Source organism: Mesorhizobium sp. M4A.F.Ca.ET.022.05.2.1, from assembly GCF_003998845.1.
GTDB lineage: Bacteria > Pseudomonadota > Alphaproteobacteria > Rhizobiales > Rhizobiaceae > Mesorhizobium.
This window is the reverse complement of the sequence record NZ_RZOJ01000263.1, coordinates 1-8,695: the sequence shown is the minus strand read 5'-3', so window position 1 is coordinate 8,695 and position 8,695 is coordinate 1. Positions and strand designations below refer to the sequence as shown.

General features: G+C 65.2%; 9 protein-coding genes. All 9 read left to right on the top strand.

The features are described 5' to 3' along the window. Positions 1–1,335: LTA synthase family protein (locus EN745_RS23820; protein ID WP_145992109.1), on the top strand; the 1,335-nt coding region annotated here is incomplete at its 5' end. A gap of 302 nt (positions 1,336–1,637) precedes the next feature. Next, on the top strand, positions 1,638–2,114 hold the full coding sequence (gene rpsF, locus EN745_RS23815; protein WP_127422406.1) for a 30S ribosomal protein S6: 477 nt from the start codon (positions 1,638–1,640) through the stop codon (positions 2,112–2,114). Next, on the top strand, positions 2,114–2,362 hold the full coding sequence (rpsR, locus tag EN745_RS23810; RefSeq protein ID WP_006203718.1) for a 30S ribosomal protein S18: 249 nt from the start codon (positions 2,114–2,116) through the stop codon (positions 2,360–2,362). The genes rpsF and rpsR overlap by 1 nt, the downstream gene beginning before the upstream one ends. A gap of 217 nt (positions 2,363–2,579) precedes the next feature. Further along, the gene (gene rplI, locus EN745_RS23805; RefSeq protein WP_126055656.1) at positions 2,580–3,164 is read left to right on the top strand and encodes a 50S ribosomal protein L9; all 585 of its coding nucleotides are present in this window, start codon (positions 2,580–2,582) and stop codon (positions 3,162–3,164) included. 276 nt (positions 3,165–3,440) lie between these two features. Continuing rightward, on the top strand, positions 3,441–4,730 hold the full coding sequence (locus EN745_RS23800; protein ID WP_126055657.1) for a cyclopropane-fatty-acyl-phospholipid synthase family protein: 1,290 nt from the start codon (positions 3,441–3,443) through the stop codon (positions 4,728–4,730). Between the two features lie 91 nt (positions 4,731–4,821). Next, positions 4,822–5,145 carry a YnfA family protein gene (locus EN745_RS23795; protein ID WP_127422405.1) on the top strand — a complete coding sequence of 108 codons (324 nt, stop codon included), beginning with the start codon at positions 4,822–4,824 and terminating at the stop codon, positions 5,143–5,145. A gap of 3 nt (positions 5,146–5,148) precedes the next feature. Further along, on the top strand, positions 5,149–6,117 hold the full coding sequence (locus EN745_RS23790) for a small ribosomal subunit Rsm22 family protein (protein ID WP_127422404.1): 969 nt from the start codon (positions 5,149–5,151) through the stop codon (positions 6,115–6,117). 219 nt (positions 6,118–6,336) lie between these two features. Beyond that, complete coding sequence (locus EN745_RS23785; protein WP_126055660.1) at positions 6,337–7,827, top strand: replicative DNA helicase; 1,491 nt, start codon at positions 6,337–6,339, stop codon at positions 7,825–7,827. Between the two features lie 206 nt (positions 7,828–8,033). Beyond that, the coding region (locus EN745_RS23780) for an AAA family ATPase (RefSeq protein ID WP_127422403.1) at positions 8,034–8,695 on the top strand (662 nt) is incomplete at its 3' end.

Below are 8,695 nucleotides of genomic sequence, written 5' to 3'. Positions count from 1 at the left end.
ATCATGGATTACGCCACCTTCTCGTGGACCCGCGACCGGCTGCAGATCATCCCGATCATGTGGGACCAGAAGGAAAACTACGCCTCCAACGGTTTTGCGCTGGCCTTCGCGCTCAACGTGCCGATGGCGCATGTTTCGGCGCCTTCGGGCTATTCGGACAAGGCGATCGCGGCGATCGAGCGGCCCCAGGTGACGGCCTCGGTGCCCGACGAGAAGCCCGACATCATCGTCGTCATGAGCGAATCCTTCTGGGATCCGACCAAGCTGCCGGGCGTCACCATCACGCCGGACCCGATCCCCAATGTGCGGGCGCTGCGCTCCGGCTACATGTTCTCGCCGGAATTCGGCGGCATGACCGCCAATATCGAGTTCGAGGCGCTGACCGGCTTTTCCAACGCCTTCCTGCCGGCGGGCTCGATTCCCTACCAGCAGTATGTGCGCACGCCGACGCCGTCGCTGGCGACCTTCCTGAAGAGCGAGGGCTACCGGGCGCGCGCCATCCATCCGGGCACCAACTGGTTCTGGAACCGCGGCGCGGTCTATGCCGATTTCGGCTTCAACGACTTCCGTTCCGAGGAGACGCTGCCGCCGATGCAGAAGCGTGGACCGCTTGCCTCGGACGCGGCGATGACCGATGAGATCATGCGCGAGGCGGACGCCAGCGAAGACCCGGTCTTCCTGTTTGCCGTCAGCCTGCAGAACCACGGGCCCTACGAGCCGTACCGCTATTACAATCCGACCCACAAGGTCGCCGCGCCGATCAGTTCCTGGGCGCGGGAATCGCTGCTGAGCTATGCCGAAGGCTCCGCTGACGCCGACCGCGGCCTGCAGCGCCTGGTCGAATGGGCAAAGAAGCGCGAGCGGCCGACGGTGATCGCCTTCTTCGGCGACCACCTGCCGCCGCTCGGGCCGGTCTATGTCGAGACCGGCTTCCTCAAGGACAATGTCGCGCCGCGCAAGGAAGCGCCGGAGGCGGCGCTCGAGCACCACCAGACGCCGCTGATCATCTGGTCGAACCGCACCGGCCCGGCCGAGGACGTGGGCGCGGTGAGCCCCGCCTTCCTGCCCTACCACATCCTGACCACCGCCGGGATCACGCATCCCTACTATACCGGCTTCCTCGGCGCCCTGCGCGAGCGCTACCGCGTCGTCGACCGCAACCTTCTGCTGTCGCCGGCCGGCGCGGCGACGCCCGACTGGGCGCGGCAGAAGAAGATCGACCCTGCGATCAACGATTTCCGCCTGCTGCAATACGACATGATGTTCGGCAAGCGAAACGCCGCGCCCGACTTCTTCCCCGAGACGGTCGACAAGGTCGTTGCCCATACGAGCTGAGTGCTGCGGCTTTTCAGAACTGCGACAGCAAGGACCCCTGCTTGAAACGCACTCTCCCTTGCCTTCCTGGGGAATTCCTGTATAGACGCCCGCAATCTGCCGGTCCTTGCTGGGGGCTGAACGGAGGGCCGAGGGTTTTCTCGAAAACCCGCGTGTGAAGCCAGAAGCGCTTCCGCCTCCCGTGTCTCCGCTCTCGACCGTCTCGTCATGCTCCTTTCTTCCCCGCTTCGCGGGTCAGAGAAGTTGCAGAGGCTTTAGCCGCGAGGAACCGGGAGAGAAACGAAGAAAGGCACCGATACACTATGGCTCTATACGAACATGTGTTCCTTGCCCGGCAGGACCTCTCGCAGCAGCAGGTCGATGCGCTTGTCGAACAGTACAAGGGCGTCATCACCGCGAATGGCGGGTCCGTCGGCCGGGTCGAGAACTGGGGATTGAAGTCCCTCACCTACCGGGTCAACAAGAACCGGAAGGCTTACTACACGCTGATGGACCTGACCTGCCCGCCGGCCGCGCTCAACGAGATGGAGCGCCAGATGGGCCTGTCCGAGGACGTGCTGCGCTTCCTGACCGTCAAGGTCGAGGCGCATGAGGAAGGCCCGTCCGCGATGATGCAGAAGCGCGAAGAGCGCTCCGAGCGCGGCGGCTTCGGCGACCGCGACCGTGGCGACCGCGGCCCGCGTTCGTTCGGCGACCGTGGCGATCGTCCGCCGCGCAGCTTCGATGGCGAGCGCGGTCCGCGCCGCCCGCGTGAAGGTGTTGAAGGGGGTGCAGAATAATGGTCGATATCAACCAGATCCCGACCCGGCGCCCGTTCCATCGCCGCCGCAAGACCTGCCCGTTCTCCGGCGCCAACGCGCCCAAGATCGACTACAAGGACGTGCGTCTGCTGCAGCGCTACATTTCCGAGCGCGGCAAGATCGTGCCGTCGCGCATCACCGCCGTCAGCCAGAAGAAGCAGCGCGAGCTCGCCAAGGCGATCAAGCGCGCCCGCTTCCTCGGTCTGCTGCCCTACGTGGTCCGCTGATTTCTCTTGAGCGGGCGGCTTGCCGCCCGCTCTTCTTCCCCCACGGCGACGGGCGCCACTGGGTGGACATCAAATCCCGAGTTGAGGGCGAAACCTCTAACTGCCGCGACAGGCAGGACAGCGACACAAGCGCCAAGGCGCCAGAGCTTCCTGACCTGTTCCAGACAAATCCAGCGCCGATCCCCGTGATCGACGCTCCAGACGAAGGAACAAAACCATGGAAGTCATTCTTCTCGAGCGCGTTTCCCGCCTCGGCCAGATGGGCGACACCGTCAAGGTCAGGGACGGGTTCGCCCGCAATTTCCTGTTGCCGCAGGGCAAGGCGCTGCGCGCCAACGAAGCCAACAAGAAGAAGTTCGAAGGCCAGCGGGCCCAGCTCGAAGCGCGTAACCTCGAGCGCAAGTCGGAAGCCTCGCAGGTTGCCGAAAAGCTGGACGGCAAGAGCTTCGTGGCCGTGCGTTCGGCCGGCGAGACCGGCCAGCTCTACGGCTCGGTGTCGACCCGCGACATCGCCGACCTGCTGACGGCGGAAGGCTTCTCGGTCAACCGCAACCAGATTCAGCTCAACCATCCGATCAAGACCATCGGCCTCACCAATGTGGCGATCGCGCTGCATCCGGAAGTCGAGGTCACGATCACGCTCAACATCGCCCGCACCGCGGACGAGGCCGAACGTCAGGCCAAGGGCGAGACGCTGACGACGGCCGAAGCCATCTATGGCGACGACATCAACGACAATGCGCGGCCGGAAAACTTCTTCGACCCGAACGCCGAGTTCGAAGGCGGCGAAGACAACGCCTGACCTGGCACAATCGAGCGCCGCGGCGGTGCTCGAAAACGCCTTGTCGCTCTCCGGTTTCGACTGGACCAATGCCCGGGCCTCGCGCCCGGGCATTTTTATACCAAATGGAACTTTCCGAACCCCTATATCTTGATGCAGACTACAGCGTCGCGCGTCCTTTGGACGCACAAAGGACGTCGTAGTCCTTTGACTTGGCGCATGATCCCCGCGCGAAATCGACTGCGATTTCGGGACCCTGCGCCAGGCCATCCTGTCTGACGTTGGGGACATTTGGTCATGAATATTCTGTTGAAGCGCCTTCTCGACCGCCTGGTGCGCACCGGCAATCTCAAGGTGACCGGGCCGAAGGGCTCGACAGTGGTCTTCGGCGACGGCAGCGGCGAGCCAGTGCACATGCACATCAAGACCAAGCACGCCGAACGCGCCATCAGCTTCGATCCGATGCTGGCGGTACCGGAAGCCTATATGGACGGCGAACTCGATATCCTCGAAGGCGGCGTGCTTGGGGTGATGCGCATCGCCTTCCAGAACATGGGCAGCGGCGGCATCGACGCGACATGGTCGAAGGCGATCGAAGGCCTGCGCCACGCCTTCCGCCGGCTGCAGCAGATCAACACCGCGTCGCGCTCACGCCGCAACGTACAGCGCCACTACGATCTCTCCGGCGATCTCTACCGGCTCTTCCTCGACGACGACATGCAGTATTCCTGCGCCTACTTCGAGCAGCCCGACATGACGCTGGACGAGGCGCAGGCGGCCAAGAAGCGGCACATCGCCGCCAAGCTCCGACTGAAGGCCGGCCAGACGGTGCTCGACATCGGTTCCGGCTGGGGCGGGCTCGGCCTCTATCTCGCCAAGGCCTTCGACGTCGATGTGCAAGGCGTCACGCTGTCGACCGAGCAGCACGGCGTCGCCACCGACCGAGCCCATGTGCAAGGGCTGCAGGACAGGGTGCATTTCGACCTCAAGGATTATCGCTCGCTCAACGAGCGCTTCGATCGCATCGTCTCGGTCGGCATGTTCGAACATGTCGGCGTCAACCACTACCGCACCTTCTTCGACAAGTCTGCGACGCTGCTCAAGCCCGATGGCGTGATGCTGCTGCACACGATCGGCCGTTCCGGCGTGCCGTGGGCGACCAGCGCTTTCGTCCGCAAATATATCTTCCCGGGCGGCTACATACCGGCGCTTTCCGAAGTCATGCCGGCGATCGAAAAGTCGGGCCTCGTCGTCACCGACATCGAGATGCTCAGGCTGCATTATGCCGACACGCTGAAGCATTGGGGCCTGCGCTTCGCCGCCAACCGCGACAAGGCCAAGGCGATCTATGACGAACGCTTCTGCCGCATGTGGGAATTCTATCTCGCCGCCTCGGAGGCCGCCTTCCGCTGGCAGGACCTGGTGATCTTCCAGATCCAGCTCGCCAAGAAGAACGACACGCTGCCGGTCACCCGCGACTACATGGCCAAATGCGAAAAGGCGCTGGAAATGCGCGACATGGGCCACCGGCAGGAACCGGCGGTCGCCAAACCCGCCCGCCGCAGGAAGGTGGCGGACGGGGAATAGGGCGCCGGCGGCATCGCGTTCAATTGGCCCATTGTCCTTGCCATAGGCTCCCCAAGCATGAAAAAGGTCTCGTCATCGCGAGACCTTTTTCATGACCTACCTCATCTACATCGCCGCCGCCCTTGCCGAGATCGCCGGCTGCTTCTCGTTCTGGGTCTGGTGGCGGCTGGGAAAGTCGCCTCTATGGCTGGCGCCGGGCCTCGTCTCGCTCGCTTTGTTCGGCTTGCTGCTGGCGCTCGTCGACACGTCGGCCGCCGGCCGCGCCTATGCGGCCTATGGCGGCATCTACATTGCGGCATCGCTCGGCTGGCTGTGGCTGGTGGAAGGAGTGCGCCCCGACCGCTGGGACCTTGCCGGTGCGGCGATCTGCATCGCCGGCGCTTCGGTCATCCTGCTCGCACCGCGCGGAGGCTGAGCCATGGAACTCCCCGCACCGCTCCGGCAAGGCGTCGAGCGGCTGCTCGAAAATGTGCCGCTGCCGGTGCTCAAGCAGGCGGCGCGGACGCTGTCCGACCGCTACCGCGCGGAGCTGCGCGACGGCCGCCTACACATGGCCGAGGACATGGCGGTCAAAGCCTATCTGGCGACGCGGCTGCCGGCGACCTATGCCGCCGTTCGCGCCAGCCTCGATGCGCTGGCCGAGGCAAGGCCCGACTTCCAGCCGAGGACCTTGCTCGATATCGGCGCTGGGCCTGGCACGATGCTTTGGGCCACGCTCGACCTGTGGCCCGATCTCGCAGCGGCGGTGATGCTCGAGGCAAGTGCGGCGGTGCGCAAGATCGGCCAATCGCTGGCAGCCGAGGCGATCGCCGCCAGGACGGAATGGCTTGCGGGTGACGCCACCATCGATCTCGCCGATCTCCAACCCACCGATCTGGTCACGGCCGCCTATGTGCTGGACGAGATCGTGCCGGCCTCGCTGCCCAAGCTGGTCGGCCGGCTCTGGCAGTTGACTACCGGCACGCTGCTGATCGTCGAACCGGGCACGCCGGCCGGTTGGCAGCGCATTCTTGCCGTCCGCCAGCAACTGATCGAGGCAGGCGCGCATGTGCTGGCGCCCTGCCCGCACGAGGCGCCCTGCCCGCTCGTCCCGCCCGACTGGTGCCATTTCTCGCGCCGCGTCGCGCGCTCGCGCCTGCATCGCCTCGCCAAGGACGCCGACGTGCCGTGGGAGGACGAGATATTCATCTACATCGCCGCCTCGCGGCGGCCGGCGCCAGCGCGCCTGGCGCGCGTGATCGCGCCGCCGAAGGCCGGCTCCGGCAAGGTGATGCTCAAGCTTTGCGTGCCTGACGGCAATGCCGGCGAGACACTGTTCAGCAAGCGCGACGGCGACGCGTTCAGGATCGCGCGACGGCTGGACTGGGGCGACACGCTGGATATTTGAATGACAGTTTGTTCTTTATTTGTTCCACAGCTTCGCGTAGAATCGCGACCTTGCCGAGTCAACCGGAATCGGGGCACGGGAATTCTGTCCTGTGGACGGTTTGCCGTTCCTGTGAACAGCGGGCATCAAGGCTGATTGGCCTTCGGGTGATGCAGAAAGGTCAGCACCGACTCATCTCGTTCTTGCTATCGAGAGGTCGGGATCGAAATCGGGGATATCATGGCTGAGGCAGCACGCAAATTCGGCGTGGCGGAGCAACCGCTCTATCGCGAGGCACCGAACAACATCGAGGCCGAGCAGGCGCTGCTTGGCGCCATCCTCGTCAACAACGACGCCTTCTACCGGGTCTCCGACTTCCTCAAGCCGGCGCATTTCCACGAGCCGCTGCACCGCCGGATATTCGAGGTGGCGGCCGAGCTCATCCGCATGGGCAAGATCGCGACCCCGATCACGCTGAAGACCTTCCTGCCGGCGGACGAAAAGGTCGGCGACATGACGGTGGCGCAATATGTCGTGCGGCTCGCCGTCGAGGCCGTCACCGTCGTCAACGCCACCGACTATGGCCGCGCCATCTACGACCTCGCCACGCGCCGCGCGCTGATCACCGTCGGCGAGGACATGGTCAACATCGCCTATGACGCCCCGGTCGACATGTCGCCGTCCGACCAGATCGAGGATGCCGAGCGGCGGCTGTTCGAGCTGGCCGAGACCGGCCGCTACGACGGCGGCTTCGAGAGCTTCACCGACGCGGTCAAGACCGCCGTCGACATGGCCAACGCCGCCTATATGCGCGACGGCGGCCTGTCCGGCATCGCCACCGGCCTGCGCGACCTCGACCGCCGCATGGGCGGCCTGCAGCCTTCCGACCTGATCGTGCTTGCCGGCCGCCCAGGCATGGGCAAGACGTCGCTCGCCACCAACATCGCCTTCAACATCGCCGAGGCCTATGTGCCTGCCCAGCAGGCCGACGGCTCGTTCAAGGCCGCCAATGGCGGCGTCGTCGGCTTCTTCTCGCTGGAAATGTCGTCGGAGCAGCTCGCCACCCGCATCATCTCCGAGCAGACCGAGATCTCATCGTCGAAGATCCGTCGCGGCGAGATCTCCGAGATGGACTTCGAAAAGCTGGTCGCCTGCTCGCAGACCATGCAGAAGATCCCGCTGTTCATCGACCAGACCGGCGGCATCTCGATCGCCCAGCTTTCCGCCCGCGCACGCCGCCTGAAGCGCCAGCGCGGCCTCGACCTCATCGTCATCGACTATATCCAGCTGATGCAGGGCTCCTCCGCCCGCGCCTCGCAGAACCGTGTGCAGGAAATCACCGAGATCACCACCGGCCTGAAGGCGCTGGCCAAGGAGCTCGGCGTGCCGATCATCGCGCTGTCGCAGCTCTCGCGTCAGGTCGAAAGCCGCGACGACAAGCGCCCGCAACTCTCGGACCTGCGTGAATCCGGCTCAATCGAGCAGGACGCCGACGTGGTGCTGTTCGTCTATCGCGAGGAATACTACCTCAAGAACCGCGAGCCGAAACTCGGCACCGAGGAATACGTCAAGTGGGAAAACGAGATGAACGAGATGCGCGGCAAGGCCGAGGTGATCGTGGCCAAGCAGCGCCACGGCCCGACCGGCTCGGTCAGCCTCGCCTTCCACGGCGAATTCACCCGCTTCTCCGACCTGGCGGAAGAGCACCATCTGCCGGATCGGTTTGAGTGAGCTCTTGAGAAAGGCCTCATTCCTTCGCCCCCCCTCTGGCCTGCCGGCCATCTCCCCCTCAGGGGGGGAGATCAGCTGTCGCGTCGGCTTTCGCCAATCGCGGAGATTGCAAGATGGGCGCCGGGATCGAAGCTGCTGGGGGAGATGTCCGGCAGGACAGAGGGGGGTGCTGTCCCGCCGACCTGTCCAATATCGGGCCGCATCTAATGGCTAAATCGCGCGTTCAGTTCATCTGCCAGAATTGCGGATCGGTGCACCAGCGCTGGGCCGGCAAGTGCGACGCCTGCGGCGAGTGGAACACGCTGGTCGAGGAAGGCACGGCCGGCGGCATCGGCTCCGGGCCGGCCAACACCCGCAACGCCCGCAAGGGCCGTGCCGTCGTGCTCACCAGCCTGTCCGGCGACATCGAGGACGCGCCGCGCATCGTTTCGGGCATCGGCGAGCTCGACCGCGCCACCGGCGGCGGCTTCGTGCGCGGCTCGGCGCTGCTGGTCGGCGGCGATCCCGGCATCGGCAAGTCGACGCTGCTCACGCAAGCGGCCGCCGCGCTCGCCTCAAGAGGCCACCGCATCGTCTATGTCTCCGGCGAGGAAGCCGTCGCGCAGATCAGGCTGCGCGCGCAGCGCCTCGGTGTCGCCTCGACGCCGGTCGAACTCGCCGCCGAGACCAATGTCGAGGACATCCTCGCAACCATCGCCGACGGCAAGCGGCCGGACCTGGTGATCCTCGATTCGATCCAGACGCTGTGGACCGACCTTGCCGATTCGGCGCCCGGCACCGTCACCCAGGTGCGCGCCGCCGCCCAGGCGATGATCCGCTATGCGAAATCCACGGGTGCGGCGATCGTGCTCGTCGGTCATGTCACCAA

Excerpts from the sequence above, each read along its gene's own strand:
- EN745_RS23790 (WP_127422404.1), top strand. The coding sequence starts at position 5,149 with ATGGAACTCCCCGCACCGCTCCGGCAAGGCGTCGAGCGGCTGCTCGAA.
- rplI (WP_126055656.1), top strand. The coding sequence starts at position 2,580 with ATGGAAGTCATTCTTCTCGAGCGCGTTTCCCGCCTCGGCCAGATGGGC.
- EN745_RS23785 (WP_126055660.1), top strand. The coding sequence starts at position 6,337 with ATGGCTGAGGCAGCACGCAAATTCGGCGTGGCGGAGCAACCGCTCTAT.
- EN745_RS23800 (WP_126055657.1), top strand. The coding sequence starts at position 3,441 with ATGAATATTCTGTTGAAGCGCCTTCTCGACCGCCTGGTGCGCACCGGC.
- rpsF (WP_127422406.1), top strand. The coding sequence starts at position 1,638 with ATGGCTCTATACGAACATGTGTTCCTTGCCCGGCAGGACCTCTCGCAG.
- rpsR (WP_006203718.1), top strand. The coding sequence starts at position 2,114 with ATGGTCGATATCAACCAGATCCCGACCCGGCGCCCGTTCCATCGCCGC.
- EN745_RS23795 (WP_127422405.1), top strand. The coding sequence starts at position 4,822 with ATGACCTACCTCATCTACATCGCCGCCGCCCTTGCCGAGATCGCCGGC.